18 protein-coding genes and 1 other RNA gene are annotated in these 17,542 nt (G+C 60.4%); 12 read left to right on the plus strand and 7 right to left on the minus strand.

Going from position 1 to position 17,542, the window contains the following annotated elements:
• Positions 1-5: 5 nt before the first annotated feature.
• Entirely contained in the window at positions 6-983 is a 978-nt protein-coding gene (locus tag PMI22_RS28270) for an NADPH:quinone oxidoreductase family protein (RefSeq protein ID WP_007942428.1), read from the minus strand.
• A gap of 150 nt (positions 984-1,133) precedes the next feature.
• Between PMI22_RS28270 and PMI22_RS28265 the strand changes: the two genes are divergently transcribed.
• The gene (locus tag PMI22_RS28265) at positions 1,134-1,541 is read left to right on the plus strand and encodes a flagellar basal body-associated protein FliL (protein ID WP_033048631.1); all 408 of its coding nucleotides are present in this window, start codon (positions 1,134-1,136) and stop codon (positions 1,539-1,541) included.
• Between the two features lie 140 nt (positions 1,542-1,681).
• Here PMI22_RS28265 and PMI22_RS28260 read toward each other — a convergent pair whose 3' ends face one another.
• Positions 1,682-2,134, minus strand: a complete 453-nt coding sequence (locus PMI22_RS28260; protein ID WP_007942432.1) for an EVE domain-containing protein — start codon at positions 2,132-2,134, stop codon at positions 1,682-1,684.
• Positions 2,135-2,334: 200 nt separating this feature from the next.
• Between PMI22_RS28260 and PMI22_RS31555 the strand changes: the two genes are divergently transcribed.
• Positions 2,335-2,487 carry a hypothetical protein gene (locus tag PMI22_RS31555; RefSeq protein WP_007942433.1) on the plus strand — a complete coding sequence of 51 codons (153 nt, stop codon included), beginning with the start codon at positions 2,335-2,337 and terminating at the stop codon, positions 2,485-2,487.
• Between the two features lie 35 nt (positions 2,488-2,522).
• Here the strand turns inward: PMI22_RS31555 and PMI22_RS28255 are convergent, their stop codons facing one another.
• The 4 genes from PMI22_RS28255 to PMI22_RS28245 form a co-directional block, all read right to left on the minus strand.
• On the minus strand, positions 2,523-3,128 hold the full coding sequence (locus PMI22_RS28255; protein WP_007942434.1) for a 5-formyltetrahydrofolate cyclo-ligase: 606 nt from the start codon (positions 3,126-3,128) through the stop codon (positions 2,523-2,525).
• An 86-nt stretch (positions 3,129-3,214) separates the two neighbouring features.
• Positions 3,215-3,393, minus strand: a non-coding RNA gene (ssrS, locus tag PMI22_RS30080) — 6S RNA.
• Positions 3,394-3,423: 30 nt separating this feature from the next.
• Positions 3,424-3,741 carry a cell division protein ZapA gene (locus PMI22_RS28250; RefSeq protein ID WP_007942435.1) on the minus strand — a complete coding sequence of 106 codons (318 nt, stop codon included), beginning with the start codon at positions 3,739-3,741 and terminating at the stop codon, positions 3,424-3,426.
• The gene (locus tag PMI22_RS28245) at positions 3,738-3,947 is read right to left on the minus strand and encodes a TIGR02449 family protein (RefSeq protein ID WP_007942437.1); all 210 of its coding nucleotides are present in this window, start codon (positions 3,945-3,947) and stop codon (positions 3,738-3,740) included. The genes PMI22_RS28250 and PMI22_RS28245 overlap by 4 nt, the downstream gene beginning before the upstream one ends.
• A gap of 126 nt (positions 3,948-4,073) precedes the next feature.
• Between PMI22_RS28245 and PMI22_RS28240 the strand changes: the two genes are divergently transcribed.
• The 9 genes from PMI22_RS28240 (at position 4,074) to gcvH (ending at position 13,206) form a co-directional block, all read left to right on the plus strand.
• Positions 4,074-4,634, plus strand: a complete 561-nt coding sequence (locus PMI22_RS28240; RefSeq protein ID WP_007942438.1) for a YecA/YgfB family protein — start codon at positions 4,074-4,076, stop codon at positions 4,632-4,634.
• 27 nt (positions 4,635-4,661) lie between these two features.
• Positions 4,662-5,996, plus strand: coding sequence for a Xaa-Pro aminopeptidase (gene pepP / locus PMI22_RS28235; protein WP_007942439.1), 1,335 nt, complete (start codon positions 4,662-4,664; stop codon positions 5,994-5,996).
• Positions 5,993-7,180 carry a 2-octaprenyl-6-methoxyphenyl hydroxylase gene (gene ubiH, locus PMI22_RS28230; RefSeq protein ID WP_007942440.1) on the plus strand — a complete coding sequence of 396 codons (1,188 nt, stop codon included), beginning with the start codon at positions 5,993-5,995 and terminating at the stop codon, positions 7,178-7,180. Before pepP ends, ubiH begins: the two co-directional genes overlap by 4 nt.
• Positions 7,173-7,382 (plus strand): hypothetical protein, encoded by a 210-nt coding sequence (locus PMI22_RS30085; RefSeq protein ID WP_081502720.1) that lies wholly within the window; start codon positions 7,173-7,175, stop codon positions 7,380-7,382. Before ubiH ends, PMI22_RS30085 begins: the two co-directional genes overlap by 8 nt.
• Positions 7,383-7,391: 9 nt before the next feature.
• On the plus strand, positions 7,392-8,609 hold the full coding sequence (locus tag PMI22_RS28225) for a 2-octaprenyl-3-methyl-6-methoxy-1,4-benzoquinol hydroxylase (RefSeq protein WP_162830869.1): 1,218 nt from the start codon (positions 7,392-7,394) through the stop codon (positions 8,607-8,609).
• Between the two features lie 163 nt (positions 8,610-8,772).
• Complete coding sequence (locus PMI22_RS28220; RefSeq protein ID WP_007942443.1) at positions 8,773-9,774, plus strand: extracellular solute-binding protein; 1,002 nt, start codon at positions 8,773-8,775, stop codon at positions 9,772-9,774.
• A 141-nt stretch (positions 9,775-9,915) separates the two neighbouring features.
• The gene (locus PMI22_RS28215; RefSeq protein WP_007942444.1) at positions 9,916-11,532 is read left to right on the plus strand and encodes an ABC transporter permease; all 1,617 of its coding nucleotides are present in this window, start codon (positions 9,916-9,918) and stop codon (positions 11,530-11,532) included.
• A 156-nt stretch (positions 11,533-11,688) separates the two neighbouring features.
• Complete coding sequence (gene gcvT / locus PMI22_RS28210; RefSeq protein WP_007942445.1) at positions 11,689-12,771, plus strand: glycine cleavage system aminomethyltransferase GcvT; 1,083 nt, start codon at positions 11,689-11,691, stop codon at positions 12,769-12,771.
• A 51-nt stretch (positions 12,772-12,822) separates the two neighbouring features.
• Entirely contained in the window at positions 12,823-13,206 is a 384-nt protein-coding gene (gene gcvH / locus PMI22_RS28205; protein ID WP_007942447.1) for a glycine cleavage system protein GcvH, read from the plus strand.
• Positions 13,207-13,258: 52 nt separating this feature from the next.
• On the opposite strand, the gene PMI22_RS28200 is transcribed toward gcvH, so the two are convergent.
• A complete protein-coding gene (locus tag PMI22_RS28200; RefSeq protein WP_033048633.1) occupies positions 13,259-14,398 on the minus strand; it encodes a DegT/DnrJ/EryC1/StrS family aminotransferase in 1,140 nt (379 codons plus the stop codon).
• A 153-nt stretch (positions 14,399-14,551) separates the two neighbouring features.
• On the opposite strand from PMI22_RS28200, the gene gcvP reads away from it, so the two are divergent.
• Positions 14,552-17,425 carry an aminomethyl-transferring glycine dehydrogenase gene (gene gcvP / locus PMI22_RS28195; protein ID WP_007942449.1) on the plus strand — a complete coding sequence of 958 codons (2,874 nt, stop codon included), beginning with the start codon at positions 14,552-14,554 and terminating at the stop codon, positions 17,423-17,425.
• The last annotated feature ends 117 nt before the right edge of the window (positions 17,426-17,542 follow it).

Consider the following 17,542-nt stretch of genomic DNA (forward strand, 5'->3'; position numbering starts at 1 on the left):
CACGCTCAGCGAACCTGAACCACCACTTTCCCGACCGCCTTGCGCTGGCCAAGATCATTGATCGCCTGCGCCGCATTGCTCAGCGGATATACCTGCGATACCAGCGGCTTCAACTTGCCCTCGGCAAACCAGCCAAACAGTTGCTGGAAGTTCGCCGCGTTGTCTTGCGGCTGGCGTTGGGCAAAGGAACCCCAGAACACACCGACGACGGCGGCACCTTTGAGTAGCGCCAGGTTTACCGGAAATTCCGGAATGCGTCCGCTGGCAAAGCCGACCACCAGCAGGCGGCCGTTCCAGGCGATGGCGCGCACGGCCTGGTCAAACAGGTCACCGCCGACCGGGTCGTAGATCACGTCGGCGCCCTGGCCGTCGGTCATGCGCTTGATCTCGTCCTTGAGGCTGGTTTCGCTGTAGTTGATCAGCTCATCGGCGCCGGCAGCCTTGGCCACCGCAAGTTTTTCGGCGCTACTGGCGGCGGCGATCACGCGGGCGCCCATGGCTTTGCCGATTTCCACGGCGGCCAGACCCACGCCGCCGGAAGCACCGAGCACCAGCAAGGTTTCGCCGGGTTGCAGGTTTGCCCGCTGCTTGAGGGCATGCATCGAGGTGCCGTAGGTCATGCTGAAAGCGGCGGCGGTGTTGAAGTCCATCGAGGGTGGGATCGGCAGCACGTTATAGCCTGGCACGGCGATCTGTTCGGCGAAGCTGCCCCAGCCGGTCAGGGCCATGACACGGTCACCGACCTTCAGATGGCTGACCTTTTCGCCCACGGCACTGACCACGCCAGCCGCTTCACCGCCCGGGGAAAACGGAAAGGGTGGCTTGAACTGGTATTTGCCCTCGATGATCAGCGTGTCCGGGAAATTCACCCCGGCAGCGTGCACGTCCAGCAGGATTTCATTCTTCTTGGCAACAGGACTGGCGACGTCTTCCAGCACCAGCGATTCGGCAGGGCCGAAGGCTTTGCACAGCACGGCTTTCATCAGGGCTATTCCTTTGGGAGTGATGGCCGATAAGTGTAGGTGTGTGAGTCATTGGGTCAACGAGCATGCCCGACCCTGATAGTCAGCCATAAGCTTGTGTTTGAGCGGCGGGTCGTTATGCTTGGCCGCAAACCGGATAAGGAGCGAATTGTGAAAGCGTGGATCATGTTGTTGCTGGCCCTGTCTCTGCCTGTGGCAGCGATGGCCGAAGAAGCCAAAGAAGGTGAAGCTCCGAAGGTCAATTACATCACCCTCAGCCCGCCATTCGTGGGCAACTACGGGCTGGACGGTACGCCCAGGCTCAAGGTCTACAAGGCTGATGTGGCCTTGCGCGTGACCGGTGAGGATGCCGCCAAAGCGGTGAAAGCCAACGAGCCGCTGATCCGTAATCAGCTGGTGGCGTTGTTTGCTCAGCAGACGACCGAAACGATGAGCAACGTCGACGCCAAGGAAAAGCTGCGTCAGGAGGCGTTGAAGCAGACTCAGCAGGTGATGAACGACGAAACCGGCAAGCCTGTGGTTGAGGATTTGTTGTTCAACAACCTGATCATTCAATAAGACTTCTGTTGTCTGATCCGGCCTCATCGCGGGCAAGTCGAATCGTCGCACCGCCGCTCCCACAGGGGATCTTCAGTGAATGCAGGTCCAGTGTGGGAGCGAGCCTGCTCGCGATAGCATTCGTGCAGCAGCTACAAGGCTCAAGGCTTGAGCGCGATAACCGCCGCCCACTGCTCCGCCGTGACAGGCATCACCGACAACCGCGAGCCCTTCTGCACCAATGGCATCTGCGCCAACGCCGTCTGCTGCTTCAAATAATCCAGCTTCAACACCTTCGCGAATGTCTCGACATGCGCAACATCAATCGCGCTCCAGGCGTTTTTGTCTGCCGTGGCCTTTGGATCGTAGTAATGACTCTCCGGCTCCAGCGCCGTCGGGTCCGGGTACGCCGCTTCGATAATTTTTCCAATCCCGGCAATTCCCGGCTCCGGGCAGCTGGAGTGATAGAAGAAAAACTCGTCGCCCACCGCCATGGACCGCAAAAAATTACGCGCCTGATAGTTGCGAACCCCGTCCCAGCGCGCTCGGCCAAGCTTCTCCAGGCCTTTGATCGAGAGTTCGTCGGGCTCGGATTTCATCAGCCAATAGGCCATGTTTTTTGCTCCTTGCGAGATCAGTGGAGAGGTTGTGAGGCCATTTTATGACAAACCGACAGTCGGTTGACGTCAACGTTTGCGTGTCAGATCACGTTGTCGCAAAATGCCGGCCTTCTTAGCTTGACGCTGCTGCACGGCCTACACCTACAACGGAACCGCTGCTGTCATCGTGTTGATGTGCCTTTGGGGGGCAATCGATGAAACGCAAACCGGATTTACTATGGATTCTGGTCATTTTGTTCGGCCTCGGCGTCGTAACCACCGGTTATGCCCAAAGCCTGTGGAACAACAAGACTGACGCGCCAATCGAAATCGCCCAGCAACAGCAGCCGTCGGCATTTAAACGCTAAACCTGTCTTTTGGACGCCGCTGATTGCAGTGGCGTCTAGCCTGCGAAATACCACGCCTTGTCTGTCACCGTTCCTTGCAGCGGTACATCCCAGCTCGCCTGAGCCAAGCGTTCGACTTTCTGACACTCATGGGCCAGTCCCAGCAGCGTAGGTTTGCGCCAGGTTTTGCGGCGCGCCAGGTAGGCCAGGCTACGGTCGTAAAAACCGCCGCCCATTCCGAGCCGCCCGCCGACATCGTCAAATCCAACCAATGGCAACAGCACGAGATCCAGCGCCCAAACCTTGCGTTGCCGGGCAAGATTGGCCCGAGGTTCGAGAATACGAAAACGGTTGGGTTTGAGTTTTTCGCCGGGACGAATTCGCTGGAACACCATTTTGGTTCGCGGCCAGGCACTGAGCACCGGCAGATACGTCGCCTTGCCCCGGCGCTGAGCGGCACGCAGCAGTACGCGCGGGTCGATTTCACCGTCGGTCGGCAGGTACAGGGAGATGTGTCTGGCACGGCGGAACAACGGCTGCTGGGCCAGTTGCTTGTACAGCCCGCGAGCAGCCTGGCGCTGCTGACTGGGAGTCAGTGCGCGGCGGGCCTTGCGTAGCATGCGTCGAAGTTGCGGGCGTGGAAGCAGCGCAGGTTCGGTCATGGATTCAGGCTTCGACAGGACGAGTACGTAAAGCGTACCCGTAAAAAAGCCGATGCCGGTGATTAAACCGGCATCGGACTGGAATCAGGCTCCCCGGATGAACCGCTGCTGACTTAGCCCTTGAACCCGAAAGTTCAAGGTGGAAGATGCAGTAGGCTTTAAGGCTTTCCGTCTAGCGGACATGCACACCAGCCCAACGTGCAACCTCCAGGGTAGTGCGAATCGGCTCAGGGACGTGGTCAACTGGCAAGCACCCCAGGGAGTGATGCGAGTATAACCCAAGCGGTTCGACGAATCAGCCCTTGGTGACGTCCGGATCGGTGGCGAGCACCAGATCGACGCGGTCCAGCAGGTCGCGAACCTGTTCGCGAGTCGAGCCGCTGGCCTGTACATCCGGCCTTTCTTCCTTGTGCAGCAGGTCGTGCGTGATGTTCAGCGCGGCCATGACGGCAATGCGGTCGGCGCCGATGACTTTGCCGCTGCTGCGGATTTCGCGCATCTTGCCGTCCAGGTAGCGGGCGGCGCTCACCAGGTTGCTGCGCTCTTCCTGGGGGCAAATGATCGAGTATTCTTTGTCGAGGATCTGCACGGTGACGCTATTGCTTGAACTCATGAGTCTTGCTCCAGGGCCTTGAGGCGCGAAATCATCGATTCGACCTTACGCCGGGCGATTTCGTTTTTTTCAATGAGGTGCGCGCGTTCCTCGCGCCAGGTCTTTTCCTGAGCTAGTAAGAGTCCGTTTTGGCTCTTAAGTTGCTCGACTCGACTAATTAGCAGTTCGAGTCTGGCCATCAGCGCTTGCAGGTCGGTGTCTTCCATAGTGTCCACATAGAGTGTCTGATGGGGGGTAACTGGCGGACAGCCTTTAATAGTCTTGGCGAGTCTGTCGATGTAGGATACAAGGCCTTCATTCTAGACATAGCGCCGTCTGGCGCCTAGCTGCCCATGACCATTCAGAATTCCCCGTACCAAGCCTTTGCCACCCTGCTGACTTCCAGCGGTCATAACGTCTCGCCTGCCGAACTGCATGGCCTGTTACTCGGCCGCAGCTGCGCCGGTGCCGGCTTCACTGCCGAAGAGTGGCTGATAGATGCCGCCGAGCTGCTGGAAAGCGAGCCGCAAGACAACGTCCGCAACGCTTTGATCGGCTTGCAGGCGATGGTCAAGGGCGAGCTCACCGGTGACGACGTGACCGTCGTTCTGCTGCTGCCGACCGATGACGCACCGCTGGCTGACCGTGCCGTCGCACTGGGCCAATGGTGCCAGGGCTTCCTCAGCGGTTTCGGCTTGAACTGCCGGGACAGCAGCATGCTCAGCTCCGAGGCCACCGAAGTGTTGCAGGACCTGGCAGCCATTTCCCAGGTGCAAGATGCCCTGGAAGAGTCCGAAGACGGCGAAAGCGATTACATGGAAGTCATGGAGTACCTGCGCGTCGCTCCGCTGCTGCTGTTCTCCGAAACCAAAAAAGCAGACGTGCCGCCAGCTGCCAAACCGTCGTTGCATTAATCGCGATCCAGGAAAAGCCATCTGCCCATGATTCATATCCCGAAACCGGAATACAGCCGTCGCCGCAAGGCCTTGATGGCGCAGATGGAACCCAACAGCATCGCGATCCTGCCCGCCGCCGCGGTAGCCATCCGCAACCGCGACGTCGAGCACGTCTACCGTCAAGACAGCGATTTCCAGTACCTCAGCGGTTTTCCAGAGCCTCAGGCCGTTCTCGTGTTGATGCCGGGGCGCGCGCATGGCGAATACATCCTGTTCTGCCGTGAGCGCAACGCTGAACGAGAGTTGTGGGACGGTTTGCGCGCCGGCCAGGAAGGCGCAATCCGCGACTTCGGTGCCGACGACGCTTTCCCCATCACTGACATCGACGACATCCTGCCGGGCCTGATTGAAGGGCGCGACCGGGTGTATTCGGCCATGGGCAGCAATCCTGAGTTCGACCGGCACCTGATGGACTGGATCAACGTGATCCGCTCTAAAGCGCACCTCGGTGCCCAGCCGCCGAATGAATATGTTGCCCTGGATCATCTGCTTCACGACATGCGCCTGTATAAATCGGCGGCAGAAGTGAAGGTGATGCGCGAAGCCGCACGGATTTCCGCCCGGGCGCACATCCGCGCGATGCAGGCCAGCCGGGCCGGGCTGCACGAGTTCAGCCTTGAAGCCGAGCTCGATTACGAATTTCGCAAGGGCGGCGCCAAGATGCCGGCCTACGGTTCGATCGTCGCCGCGGGGCGCAACAGTTGCATCCTGCATTACCAGCAGAATGACGCGGTGCTCAAGGACGGTGATCTGGTGCTGATCGACGCCGGTTGCGAAATTGACTGCTACGCCAGCGACATCACTCGCACCTGGCCGGTCAACGGCAAGTATTCACCGGAACAGAAAGCGATCTACGAGTTGGTGCTGGCCTCGCAAGAAGCCGCCTTCGCCGAAATCGCCCCGAACAAACACTGGAATCAGGCCCACGAAGCCACGGTTAAAGTCATTACTGCCGGGCTGGTGAAGCTGGGCCTGTTGCAGGGCGACGTCGACGAATTGATCGCCAGCGAAGCCTATAAGGCCTTTTACATGCACCGCGCCGGCCACTGGTTGGGGATGGATGTGCATGACGTCGGTGAGTACAAGGTCGGCGGCGAATGGCGTGTGCTGGAAGTCGGCATGGCGCTGACGGTGGAGCCGGGGATCTACATTTCCCCGGACAACCAGAGCGTGGCAAAGAAATGGCGCGGCATTGGCGTACGCATCGAGGACGACGTGGTGGTGACCAAAACCGGTTGTGAAATTTTGACCAGAGACGTACCGAAAACGGTCGCCGAGATCGAGGCCTTGATGGCGCAAGCGCGGACGCAAGCAGCGTGAGCCGGGTCAATCTGGCAATCATCGGTGGCGGCCTGGTCGGCGCCAGTCTCGCGATGGCGTTGCAGGCCGGGGCCAAGGCGCGCGGCTGGAAGATCGTCCTGATTGAGCCATTCGCTCCAGGCGATACCTATCAGCCGAGCTATGACGCCCGCTCCTCGGCGCTGTCCTACGGTGCCAAACAGATTTATCAACGGTTGGGCGTATGGCAGGAAATCTCCCGCCGCGCCGAGCCGATCAAGCAGATACATGTGTCCGACCGTGGACGTTTTTCCACTGCCCGGTTATCGGCGATGGAAGAGGGCGTTCCGGCGCTCGGTTATGTGGTGGAAAACGCCTGGCTCGGCCAATGCCTCTGGCAAGGTCTGGACAAGGACGTGGTCACCTGGCGATGCCCGGCGGAAGTCACGCGCATGGAACCGCTGACCGACGGCTACCGACTGACCCTCAATGACGAAACCACTCTGGAATGCGACCTTGCGGTGCTCGCCGATGGCGGCCGTTCGGGCCTGCGCGAGCAACTGGGGATTGGCATCAAGAAGCGTCCCTATAACCAGAGCGCGCTGATCGCCAACATCACCCCGAGCGAAGCGCACAACGGCATGGCCTTCGAACGATTCACCGACGATGGCCCGATGGCGTTGTTGCCGCTGCCGGAAAACCGCTGCGCGTTGGTCTGGACTCGTCTGGGCATGGACGCGCAACGACTGGCGGCGCTCGATGAAAAGAGCTTCCTCAGCGAGTTGCAGGGGGTGTTCGGTTATCGCCTCGGCACTCTCAAACAGGTCGGTGCGCGGCATCTTTACCCGCTGACGCTGATCGAAGCCGAAGAGCAGGTGCGTCCGCATCTGGCGATACTCGGCAACGCGGCCCACAGCCTGCACCCGATTGCGGGACAAGGTTTCAACCTGTCGCTGCGCGATGCCCAGGCCCTGGCTGATGCTTTGCTGACCAGCGAGACCGGGCCGGGCGATTTTGCCACCTTGCAGGCTTACCGCGAGCGCCAGCGTCTGGATCAAAACCTGACCGTGGGCTTTTCCGATCAGGTCACCCGTTTGTTCGGCAGCACCCAGCCGCTGGTGTCGCTGGGGCGCAACCTCGGTTTGCTCGGTCTCGATCTGTTGCCGCCGGCCAAACGCTGGTTTGCCCGGCAGGCCATGGGATTGGGTACGCGTCCCGATGCTTGAGTGGCTAACGAGCAGATTCGGCAAAGCGCGGTTGATGCGTTGGTTCGGGTCCTTTTCCCAGTCGTTCCTGGGCGCAGGCGTTCGGGTGCGGCACATCAGCGATGACTTTCGGGTCGATATTCACGACGGCGCCTGCACCTTGGTGGCGCGGGTCGAAAAAACCCTTTACGTGCGGCTCAAGCCGCAAGCGAGACAGGCTTAAAGCATGGACATGCGCGCAGATCTGCTGATTGTCGGGGCCGGAATGGTCGGCAGCGCCTTGGCGCTGGCGTTGCAGGACAGCGGGCTGGAAGTCCTGTTGCTGGACGGCAGCCCCCTGAGCGTCAAACCCTTCGATGGCCAGGCGCCGTTCGAACCGCGGGTGAGTGCCTTGTCGGCGGCCAGCCAGCGGATTCTCGAACGCCTGGGCGTGTGGGACGGCATCGTCAAACGACGCAGCAGCCCTTACACCGACATGCACGTCTGGGACGGCAGCGGCACCGGGCAGATCCATTTCGCGGCGACCAGTGTGCATGCCGAGGTGCTTGGGCACATCGTCGAGAACCGTGTGGTTCAGGATGCCTTGCTCGACCGCCTGCACGACTGCGACCTCGGGATGCTGGCCAATGCACGCCTTGAGCAGATGCGCCGCTCGGGTGATGACTGGCTGCTGACCCTGGCCGACGGCCGTACGTTGCGCGCACCGTTGGTGATTGCGGCTGACGGTGCCAACTCGGCCGTTCGGCGCCTGACCGGTATGGCGACGCGCGAGTGGGACTATATGCACCATGCGATTGTCACCAGCGTGCACAGTTCCAAGGCGCATCAAATGACGGCCTGGCAGCGCTTCACCGACAACGGTCCGCTGGCGTTTTTGCCGCTGGAGCGCGATGGTCAGCAGGACTGGTGTTCAATCGTCTGGTCGACCACGCCGAGTGAAGCCGAACGCTTGATGGCGCTGGACGACGATAGCTTCTGCCGCGAGCTTGAGCGCGCCTTCGAAGGCCGACTCGGCACCGTGCTCAGCGCTGACCCGCGACTGTGCGTGCCGCTTCGTCAGCGTCACGCCAAGCGTTATGTAGCCGAAGGCCTGGCGCTGATCGGCGACGCGGCGCACACCATTCACCCGCTGGCCGGGCAGGGTGTGAACCTTGGCTTCCTGGATGCCGCTGTGCTGGCGGAAGTTCTGCTGCAAGCCGCTGAACGTGGCGAACGCTTGGCTGATGTCAAAGTGCTGAGCCGTTACGAACGTCGGCGCATGCCCCACAATCTGGCGCTGATGGCAGCGATGGAAGGGTTTGAGCGGTTGTTCCAGGCGGATCCGTTGCCGGTGCGCTGGTTGCGTAATGCCGGATTGAAGATGGTTGAGCAGATGCCTGAGGCCAAGGCGCTGTTTGTGCGCGAGGCCCTTGGGTTGACCGGGGATTTGCCAGCTCTGGCCAAGGCCTGACATTTTCGTTGCCGCTGATGGCCTCATCGCGAGCAGGCAGGAACGTTCATCATAAAATCCAAGCAGTGCAACATCTGGTAACTCCTCCACAAACTGATCGATTGAGATGCTAAATGTGATTCCTTATCATTTGCCCTCAATTTTTCATCGAGAGATCGCTCCCATGTTGCCGAAGCGTCTACTGACCGCACTCGCCCTGACCCTGATTGGCAGCACCGCCGCCCAGGCTGCTGATGAGGTGGTGGTTTACTCCTCGCGTATCGATGAGCTGATCAAACCGGTCTTCGATGCCTACACCGCCAAAACCGGGGTGAAGGTGAAGTTCATCACCGACAAGGAAGCGCCGCTGATGCAGCGGATCAAGGCTGAGGGCGAGAACGCTACCGCGGACCTGTTGCTGACCGTTGATGCCGGTAACCTGTGGCAGGCCGAACAAATGGGCATCTTGCAGCCGTTCACTTCCCCAGTGGTCGATGCCAATATTCCGCAGCAATACCGCGCGTCCTCCCATGCCTGGACTGGCCTGAGCCTGCGGGCGCGGACGATCGCTTACTCCACGGATCGAGTGAAGCCGGGCGAGCTGACCACCTATGAAGCTCTGGCCGACAAAAACTGGGAAGGACGCCTGTGCCTGCGCACGGCGAAGAAGGTCTACAACCAGTCCCTGACGGCCACCATGATCGAGGTCCACGGCGCCGAAAAAACCGAGAAAATCCTCAAGGGCTGGGTGAGCAACCTGTCCACCGACGTGTTCTCGGATGACGTTGCGGTACTGGAAGCGATCAATGCGGGTCAGTGCGATGTGGGTATCGTCAACACCTACTACTACGGTCGCCTGCACAAGCAAAAGCCCGACCTGGGCGTGAAGCTGTTCTGGCCGAACCAGGCTGATCGCGGTGTGCACGTCAACCTGTCAGGTATCGGCCTGACCAAACACGCTCCGCATCCCGAAGCAGCCAAGGCGCTGGTGGAATGGATGACCACCCCTGAAGCGCAGAAAATCTTCGCCGACGTGAATCAGGAATTCCCGGCCAACCCGGCGGTTGCACCTTCGGAAGAGGTCGCGGCCTGGGGCAAATTCGTTGCCGACACTTTGCCGGTGGAAGTGGCGGGCAAGCGTCAGGCTGAAGCGATCCGCATGATGGACCGCGCTGGCTGGAACTGACCAGGCTGCTGATGTGATCGTTCCCACGCTCTGCGTGGGAATGCATCCCCCGACGCTCCGCGTCGAAGCGTGACAAAATGTGTGCCCACGCAGAGCGTGGGCGCAATCATTTCTATCGACTCACACCCCTGAGAACTTTCCTTGGCCCACCCCGCCCAACGCCGCTGGTATCCCCTGGTCTTCGCCATCGCTGCGCTGGTCCTGTTGCCCCTCAGTGTTTTACTGCTGTCATGGCAAACCATCGATCAACAGATCTGGTCCCACCTTTGGGACACGCAGATGCCGCGCCTTTTGGGCAACACCCTGACCCTGATACTCGGTGTCGGTGTCGGTGTCACCCTGCTGGGCGTCAGCCTTGCCTGGCTCACCAGCCTCTGTGAGTTTCCCGGTCGGCGCTGGCTGGACTGGGCGCTGATGCTGCCGTTTGCGATTCCGGCTTACGTGCTGGCGTTTGTCTTCGTCGGCCTGCTGGATTTCGCCGGCCCCGTGCAAACCCTGATGCGCGAATGGTTTGGCAGCGGCCTGAGGCTGCCGCGCGTACGCTCCACCGGTGGTGTCATCCTCGTGCTGGTGCTGGTTTTCTATCCCTACGTCTATCTCCTGGCCCGCACCGCGTTCCTCGCTCAGGGCAAGGGCCTGATGGAAGCGGCCCGGGTGCTCGGCCAATCTCCGTGGCAGGCGTTCTGGCGAGTGGCCTTGCCGATGGCGCGCCCGGCCATCGGCGCGGGGGTGGCGTTGGCACTGATGGAAACCCTGGCCGATTTCGGTGCGGTGTCGGTGTTCAACTTCGACACGTTCACCACCGCCATCTACAAAACCTGGTACGGATTCTTCAGTCTTTCCACGGCAGCACAACTGGCCAGCCTGTTGCTGTTGGTGGTGATGGTGGTGCTGTATGGCGAGCGCCGTGCTCGCGGGGCCAACCGCGCGAGCAACGAACGGCCGCGGGTCAAGGCGCTGTATCACCTGCGCGGGGTCAAGGCGCTGGCGGCGATGAGCTGGTGCGGCCTGGTGTTCGCCTGTGCGTTCGTCATCCCGGTTCTGCAACTAGTGGTGTGGTTCTGGCAGCGCGGGCGATTGGATCTGGACGAACGTTACACCGGGCTGATCCTCCATACCTTGTACCTGGGCGGCATGGCGGCGTTTATCACGGTCAGCGTTGCTTTGGTGCTGGCGTTTGCCCGACGTCTGGCACCGACCCGGGCGATCCGCTCCGGCATTGGCTTGGCGAATCTCGGCTACGCTTTACCGGGTTCGGTGTTGGCGGTTTCGATCATGCTGGCGTTCAGTTACCTGGATCGCGAGCTGGTCATCCCGTTGTCCGGTTGGATTGGTGGTGCCGGTAAACCTTTGCTGCTGGGCAGTTTGTCGGCGTTGTTGCTGGCTTATCTGGTGCGTTTCATTGCGGTGGCTTACGGGCCACTGGAAAGCAGCCTGGCGCGTATACGGCCATCTTTGCCCGAAGCAGCACGTAGTCTTGGCGTCAGTGGGCCGCGACTGTTTTTCAAGGTGTATCTGCCCCTGTTGTTGCCGGGTACGTTGAGCGCCGCGTTGCTGGTATTTGTCGATGTGCTCAAGGAAATGCCCGCGACCCTGCTGATGCGGCCGTTTGGTTGGGACACGCTGGCCGTTCGGATCTTTGAAATGACCAGTGAAGGTGAGTGGGCGAGGGCGTCTTTGCCGGCGCTGACTCTGGTATTGGTCGGGCTGTTACCGGTCATCGGATTGATCCGACGTTCGGCGCATCGAAACAGCTAGGTGCCAGTCCTACACCTTGCGGCTACAATGCGCGGCATTCGGTGCGGTCCGTCTGACAGACCCGGTGACTTAAATCGGCTGGGAGCCTTCTATTTCAAGGTTTTCACCTCGTGCAGCACCGGTCCGCACCCTCGCCACGCCCGGAAGGAGAAACCCATGGGACAGCGTACGCCTCTGTATGACCTTCATCTCGCTCTCGGCGCGAAGATGGTCGATTTTGGCGGTTGGGATATGCCTTTGCATTACGGCTCGCAAGTCGAGGAACACCATCAGGTGCGCCGCGATTGCGGGGTTTTCGATGTATCCCACATGACCGTGATCGATATCAGCGGCCCCCAGGCCAAGGCCTGGCTCCAGCACTTGCTGACCAATGATGTCGAGCGTCTGCATAGCCCCGGCCGTGCCTTGTACAGCGCGATGCTCAATGAGCGCGGCGGTATCGTCGACGACATGATCGTATATCGTCTCGACGATGGTTATCGTCTGGTGGTCAACGCCTCCACCCGCAATCAGGATCTCGCCTGGATGCAGGCTCACCTCGATGGTTTCGATGTGCGGCTCAATGAGCGTGCAGAGCTGGCGATGCTGGCCATTCAAGGCCCTCAGGCCCGGCACAAAGTCTGCGAACTGGTGTCCCAGGCCCGCAGCAATCTGATCCAGTTACTCAAGCCGTTCGAAGGCCAGCCAGAAGGTGACTGGTTCATCGCACGGACGGGTTACACCGGCGAAGACGGTCTGGAAATTGTCATGCCGGCCGATCAGGCCCCGGGTTTTTTCAACGATCTGGTCGGCGCGGGTATTTCCCCCATCGGCCTGGGGGCGCGGGATACCTTGCGGGTTGAAGCCGGCATGAACCTGTACGGTCAGGACATTCATCAGGATGTATCGCCGTTGGCTTCTAATATGGCCTGGAGCATTGCCTGGGAACCGGCCACTCGCCAGTTCATCGGGCGCACGGCCCTGGAAGCCGAGCGGGCCGGTGGCGTGCAGCACAAATTGGTAGGGCTGGTCCTTGAGGAGCGAGGGGTTTTGCGCGCTCATCAAGTGGTCCGCATTGCCAATGTTGGCGAAGGGGAGATCACCAGTGGTAGTTTCTCTCCTACGCTAAGCAAGTCGATAGCACTGGCGCGCTTGCCGATGGCAACTGCCGACCGCGCGGAAGTGGAAATCCGTGGCAAGTGGTACCCGGTCCGAGTGGTCAAGCCAACCTTCGTACGCCATGGCAAAACCTTGATCTAACCTTTTTTTGGCGGACTGAAACCGCTGACATTTTTCTTGAGGACACAGAACATGAGCGATATTCCTGCCGACCTGCGTTTTGCCGAAAGTCACGAATGGGCCCGCCTGGAAGCCGACGGCACCGTCACCGTGGGCATTAGCGATCACGCGCAGGAAGCGCTGGGTGATGTGGTGTTCGTGGAGCTGACTGAAGTTGGCAACGTGTTTGCTGCCGAAGATCAAGCCGGTGTGGTTGAGTCGGTTAAAGCCGCCTCCGATATCTACTCCCCGATTGCCGGTGAAGTGATTGCGATCAACGAAGAATTGAGCGCCAACCCGGAACTGCTCAACACCGACCCGTACGGCGCGTGGATCTTCAAGCTCAAGCCAAGCAACACCGCTGACCTGGAAAAGCTGCTCGACGCCGCCGGTTACAAGTCTGCCATCGGCGAGTAATCCTCGCCCTGGGAAATCCATGTGGGAGCGAGCCTGCTCGCTCCCACAGGTGTTAAGGCTTTAGAACAGTTTTGACCGCTGCCACTGCTCGCTCGACATCCGCTTTGCTCATGGCCGTGAACATCGGCAACGAGACAATCAGGCGTCCGACCCGCTCGGCAACCGGGAACATGCCTTCCTTGAAACCGCGCTCGCGGTAAAGGCTCAGCAGGTGGATCGGCGGATAGTGATAGCCGATACCAACGCCCAATGCCTGCATCTGCTCCATGAAGATCGCCCGCGCTGGCTGGCCATCCCTGCGCTCCGGCAACACCAGCTGGAACAAATGCCAGTTACTGTTTTCGAAATCCGCCGGGGGCAGTTGAGCCCCGTACACCGCTTCGAAATCCTCACCAAAACACGCGAAATAGTGCCTGGCCAATTCACGGCGATGGGCGGTGATCGCTTCGATGTGAGCAAACTGCCCCAGGCCAATGGCTGCCGCGACATCAGTCATGTTGAACTTGCCGCCCAGCACATCGACATCCAGACCGTCGAAGCCGCTGCGGGTGACGCCTTGCAAACGGTACTTCTGCGCCAGTCGCACTTCTTCATCGTTGTTCAGCACCAGGCAGCCACCTTCTGAAGAGGTGACGTTTTTGTTTGCCTGGAAACTGAAGGACACGAAATCACCGGTCGAGCCAATGCGCTGACCGTTCCAGCTCGAACCCAAGGCTTGTGCGGCGTCTTCGACAATCCGCAATCCGTGTTTTTTCGCGATCGCATACAACCGGCTCATGTCCAGCGGCAACCCGGCGAGGTACACCGGAATGATCGCTTGGGTCTGCGGGGTGATTGCCGCTTCCAGCTGGTCCAGGTCGATGTTGCGGGTGATCGGGTCAATGTCGGCAAATACCGGGGTGGCGCCAACCTCCAGAATGACGTTGGCGGTGGCCACCCAGGAAATCGGCGTGGTGATCACTTCATCGCCAGGCCCGATCCCGGCAACACGCAAGGCGATTTCCATGGTGCAGGTGCCGGAATTGAAAGTCAGCACCGGGCGCCCGCCAAAATACGCCGAAAGCTGTTGCTCAAAGGCCTGGACCTTGGGGCCGCTGGTAATCCAGCCCGAGCGCAACACGTCGCCGACCGCTGCGATCGTGGCCTCATCGATGGTCGGTTTGGAGAACGGCAGGAACGGCAGTTGGCTCATAAATTCAGGCACCTGTTCAGCGGACAGTGGGCGGATGCCGAGCATGATGTCCGCAATGCTTGTCGGAGCCAAGCCATCCGCTCGGATATCGGCTGCTATGCTGGTTTGACCGTGTTGCATCGACGCTGAGCGCCAGTCCAGAGAGAGCCCGTCATGTCCCAGTTGCCGTCCTTGAGTCAGTTACGCGACCCTAATGCCTTTCTGCGCCGCCATCTCGGGCCTGATGCCGCCGAGCAGCAGGCGATGCTCGACAGCCTCGGCCTCGGCAGCCGGGTCGAACTGATCGAGCAGACGGTGCCGCCGGGAATCCGGCTGAACCGGCCGCTCGACCTGCCGCCCGCCCTCGATGAACAAGCCGCGCTGGCCAAACTGCGCGGCTACGCCGAGCAAAACCAGGTCTGGACCAGCCTCATCGGCATGGGCTACCACGGCACCCTCACGCCAACCGTGATTGTGCGCAACGTGCTGGAAAATCCCGGTTGGTACACCGCCTACACGCCTTATCAGCCAGAGATTGCCCAAGGGCGGCTCGAAGCGCTGCTGAACTTCCAGCAACTGACCATCGACCTCACCGGCCTGGAACTGGCCAATGCTTCGCTGCTGGATGAAGCCACGGCAGCAGCGGAAGCCATGGCGCTGGCCAAGCGTGTCGCCAAATCCAGAAGCAATCTGTTTTTCGTCGACGAGCACTGTCATCCGCAGACCATTTCCGTGGTGCAGACCCGGGCCGAAGGGTTCGGATTCGAGTTGATCATCGACTCAGTGGATAACTTGAAACAGCACCAGGTTTTTGGTGCCCTGCTGCAATACCCCGACACCCACGGTGAGATCAGTGATCTGCGACCGGTGATTGATCATCTGCACGCGCAGCAAGCCCTGGCGTGCGTCGCCACTGACCTGCTGAGCCTGTTGTTGCTGACGCCGCCGGGAGAGTTGGGTGCCGATGTGGTCTTCGGCTCATCTCAGCGTTTCGGCGTGCCCATGGGCTACGGCGGGCCGCACGCGGCGTTTTTTGCCAGCCGCGATGAGTACAAACGGGCAATTCCCGGGCGGATCATCGGCGTGTCAAAAGATGCTCGCGGCAATGTTGCCTTGCGCATGGCCCTGCAAACCCGCGAGCAACATATTCGCCGGGAAAAGGCCAACTCGAACATTTGCACCGCTCAGGTGCTGCTGGCCAACATCGCCAGTTTTTACGCTGTCTACCACGGCCCTGAAGGGCTCAAGCGCATTGCCCAGCGTGTGCACCGCTTGACCTGCATCCTCGCCGCCGGTCTTGAGCGTCATGGCGTCAGCCGCCTCAACAAGCACTTCTTCGACACCCTGACCCTGGAAGTTGGCGGCACCCAGACCGCGATCATCGAAAGCGCTCAAGCGGCGCAGATCAATTTGCGGATTCTGGGGCGAGGGCAGTTGGGATTGAGCCTCGACGAAACCTCGGACGAGACGACCGTTGCGAAGCTGTTCGATGTGTTCCTCGGGGCCAGTCATGGCCTGAATATCGACGAGCTGGACGCTGAAGCGCTGGCTTCCGGCATTCCTGACGGGCTGCTGCGCACTTCACCTTATCTGCGCCACCCGGTGTTCAATGCGCACCACAGCGAAACCGAGATGCTGCGCTACCTCAAGCAACTGGAGAACAAGGACCTTGCCCTCAACCAGTCAATGATCCCGCTGGGCTCCTGCACCATGAAGCTCAATGCCACCAGCGAGATGATCCCCATTACCTGGCCGCAGTTCGCCAACCTGCACCCGTTCGTGCCGAAGGAACAGGCTGTGGGTTATTCGCTGATGATCGAAGAACTGGAGCGCTGGCTCTGCGCGATCACTGGTTTCGATGCGATTTGCATGCAACCCAACTCCGGCGCCCAAGGCGAATACGCCGGATTGCTGGCGATCCGCAAATACCACGAGAGCCGTCATCAAGGGGAGCGGGATCTCTGCCTGATTCCGTCCTCGGCCCACGGCACCAACCCGGCCTCGGCGCAAATGGCCGGGATGCGCGTGGTGATTGTCGAATGCGACGCCGCAGGCAACGTCGATCTGGATGACCTCAAGCAAAAAGCCTCGGAGGCGGGGGACAAGCTCGCGTGCCTGATGGCGACTTATCCGTCGACCCACGGCGTCTACGAAGAAGGCATCAGCGAGATCTGTGAAGTTATCCACAGTCACGGTGGTCAGGTGTACATGGATGGCGCCAACCTCAATGCCCAGGTCGGACTAGCTCGGCCGGCGGACATTGGCGCCGACGTGTCACACATGAACCTGCACAAAACGTTTTGCATCCCCCATGGCGGCGGCGGGCCGGGCATGGGGCCGATTGGTGTGCGGGCGCACCTGGCGCCGTTCGTGGCCAATCACCCGGTGGTGCCCATCGACGGGCCGTTGCCGCAGAACGGCGCGGTGAGCGCGGCGCCTTGGGGCAGTGCAAGCATTTTGCCGATCAGCTGGATGTATATCGCGATGATGGGGCCGCAACTGGCGGACGCGAGCGAAGTGGCGATCCTTGCCGCGAACTACCTGGCGCAGCATTTATCTGGAGCATTCCCGGTGCTCTACAGCGGGCGCAATGACCGAGTGGCTCACGAATGCATCCTCGACCTGCGGCCGCTGAAAGCGCTGACCGGCATCAGCGAAGAAGACGTTGCCAAGCGCCTGATGGATTATGGTTTCCATGCGCCGACCATGTCGTTTCCCGTACCGGGGACCTTGATGGTCGAGCCGACAGAAAGTGAATCGAAGGCCGAGCTGGACCGGTTTATCGGGGCGATGCTGAGCATCCGTGCGGAAATCAGCGAGGTGGAAAACGGCAATTGGCCGGCCGAGGACAATCCGCTGAAGCGTTCGCCACACACATTGGCGGACATCACCGGGGTATGGGAGCGGTCGTACAGCATCGAGCAGGCGGTGACGCCGGATGCGCACACCAAACTGCATAAATACTGGCCGGTGGTGAACCGGGTCGATAACGTCTACGGCGATAGAAACCTGTTTTGCGCGTGTGTCCCGGTGGATGATTACCGCTGAACTTCCGAACACATACACATCCACCTGTGGGAGCGAGCCTGCTCGCGAAGAGGGCGTGTCAGTCGACATCGATGTTGCCTGTTACACCGCCTTCGCGAGCAGGCTCGCTCCCACAGG

The sequence above is a fragment of the Pseudomonas sp. GM21 genome, from assembly GCF_000282215.1.
GTDB lineage: Bacteria > Pseudomonadota > Gammaproteobacteria > Pseudomonadales > Pseudomonadaceae > Aquipseudomonas.

What these genes read in the sequence shown, in the direction of transcription:
- PMI22_RS28270 (WP_007942428.1), bottom strand. Translation starts at nt 983, where the DNA reads ATGAAAGCCGTGCTGTGCAAAGCCTTCGGCCCTGCCGAATCGCTGGTG.
- PMI22_RS28260 (WP_007942432.1), bottom strand. Translation starts at nt 2,134, where the DNA reads ATGGCCTATTGGCTGATGAAATCCGAGCCCGACGAACTCTCGATCAAA.
- PMI22_RS31555 (WP_007942433.1), top strand. Translation starts at nt 2,335, where the DNA reads ATGAAACGCAAACCGGATTTACTATGGATTCTGGTCATTTTGTTCGGC.
- PMI22_RS28255 (WP_007942434.1), bottom strand. Translation starts at nt 3,128, where the DNA reads ATGACCGAACCTGCGCTGCTTCCACGCCCGCAACTTCGACGCATGCTA.
- PMI22_RS28250 (WP_007942435.1), bottom strand. Translation starts at nt 3,741, where the DNA reads ATGAGTTCAAGCAATAGCGTCACCGTGCAGATCCTCGACAAAGAATAC.
- PMI22_RS28245 (WP_007942437.1), bottom strand. Translation starts at nt 3,947, where the DNA reads ATGGAAGACACCGACCTGCAAGCGCTGATGGCCAGACTCGAACTGCTA.
- PMI22_RS28240 (WP_007942438.1), top strand. Translation starts at nt 4,074, where the DNA reads ATGACCATTCAGAATTCCCCGTACCAAGCCTTTGCCACCCTGCTGACT.
- pepP (WP_007942439.1), top strand. Translation starts at nt 4,662, where the DNA reads ATGATTCATATCCCGAAACCGGAATACAGCCGTCGCCGCAAGGCCTTG.
- PMI22_RS30085 (WP_081502720.1), top strand. Translation starts at nt 7,173, where the DNA reads ATGCTTGAGTGGCTAACGAGCAGATTCGGCAAAGCGCGGTTGATGCGT.
- PMI22_RS28225 (WP_162830869.1), top strand. Translation starts at nt 7,392, where the DNA reads ATGCGCGCAGATCTGCTGATTGTCGGGGCCGGAATGGTCGGCAGCGCC.
- PMI22_RS28220 (WP_007942443.1), top strand. Translation starts at nt 8,773, where the DNA reads ATGTTGCCGAAGCGTCTACTGACCGCACTCGCCCTGACCCTGATTGGC.
- gcvT (WP_007942445.1), top strand. Translation starts at nt 11,689, where the DNA reads ATGGGACAGCGTACGCCTCTGTATGACCTTCATCTCGCTCTCGGCGCG.
- gcvH (WP_007942447.1), top strand. Translation starts at nt 12,823, where the DNA reads ATGAGCGATATTCCTGCCGACCTGCGTTTTGCCGAAAGTCACGAATGG.
- PMI22_RS28200 (WP_033048633.1), bottom strand. Translation starts at nt 14,398, where the DNA reads ATGAGCCAACTGCCGTTCCTGCCGTTCTCCAAACCGACCATCGATGAG.
- gcvP (WP_007942449.1), top strand. Translation starts at nt 14,552, where the DNA reads ATGTCCCAGTTGCCGTCCTTGAGTCAGTTACGCGACCCTAATGCCTTT.